Below are 1,310 nucleotides of genomic sequence, written 5' to 3' on the forward strand. Positions count from 1 at the left end.
AGTAATCATTCTTTATCTTTTTATGGGTAAATAATTGTATTATTGTCGCTGTTGTTGTAGATGTGGACTTGTGGGAAAAACTGCGCCTGGATTCAGTCCGGATTTTTCCACAAATCCACATTTCTGTTCTTTTACCAACTTCATTTTCTACGGATAACTTTCAAAAGCGATGGCGCATTTTTCCTTGATTCGGGTGGTTGCAGCGGTGGAGAAAAAGGTATTTTTCGGAGCTGGGAAGATTCGGGGAAGCGTTGGCTAAAAGCGTTGGATTGTGCGGGCTTTGCCCAAACAAAAGGAAAGCATTTTACATAATCTCAAATTATAGGCAATGAGGGATTTGTGCGCAGTGAAGCTTCAGCGGAACGGAGAACAACGTTTTGCGGCTGCTTTGCGTATAATTTTGATTATGTAATTTGCTGTGGCTGTTTTGGGTGGGAGAGTTGGAGGGTTTTGAGCGTCGGAGAAAATGTCTTTTTTATTCGGAGGGCGGGATTTTAACTCAAAATGCAAGCGGATGGAACTGATTAATCGCTGTTTGTAATGCGTTGATTCCGGTTTCTCTGTATTTCTCGGTTGTATCTGCGTGTTTGTGACCTGCAAAACATTGTACTTTTCTTAAGTTTTCGCCCTGGTCTAATTTCAGTTTGATAACGCTTTGTCGGATTTTTACGCTTGTCAATTTCTTTGTAAAACCTTTCTGATAAGTTGATACAAGATAGTTGATGTCGTCTTTTGTAATTGCTGACCCAAGTTTATTCAGTAGAAAAAAAGAAGTTTTTTGCCTTTCTAATTTCTCTCTTTCTTCCTGTAAATATTGATAAAACAACAATATTTGTTCTGCTTTTAAATCTAATATTCTTTCGTTGGTAATTCCTGATTTTTGAACTTTTATTTTTGCATTTTTTAAATCTAAATCTTCGATTTTCAGTTTCTCAATATCTCCAACTAATAACGCTTGATTTACCAGTAAACTCATTATGATTTGGTTTCTTTTTTCTAATATCGGATACCGTTCTTTTCTCGGTTCTAAAAGCTTTTGCAGTTCTTTTTCTGTGAGCAGTTCCTGTAATTGGATTGGATTCTCTTTGCCGTCTTTTATCCTGATATTTCTTGCAATATTTGTTTTTATCTTTCCTGTTTCTACTAAATAATCGTAGTATTTTTTTATCGCATAAACCGTTCTTTTTACGCTTTGTGGAGTATAGCTTTTTCTTAAGTATTCTACATATTCCATTAGATTCTGATAGCTCAGTTTCTCCGGATTTTTATTATGCTTTTTAAACTTTTCTATTTCGTAGAGATAGTTTTTT

At 35.4% G+C, this 1,310-nt stretch carries 1 protein-coding gene; it reads right to left on the reverse strand.

What is annotated here, in order from left to right:
* Window positions 1-499: 499 nt before the first annotated feature.
* On the reverse strand, window positions 500-1,310 hold an 811-nt coding region (locus SOP96_RS19730), incomplete at its 5' end, for a tyrosine-type recombinase/integrase (RefSeq protein WP_326322591.1).

The organism is Chryseobacterium salviniae (genome assembly GCF_035819015.1).
In the GTDB taxonomy this organism is placed as follows: domain Bacteria; phylum Bacteroidota; class Bacteroidia; order Flavobacteriales; family Weeksellaceae; genus Chryseobacterium; species Chryseobacterium salviniae.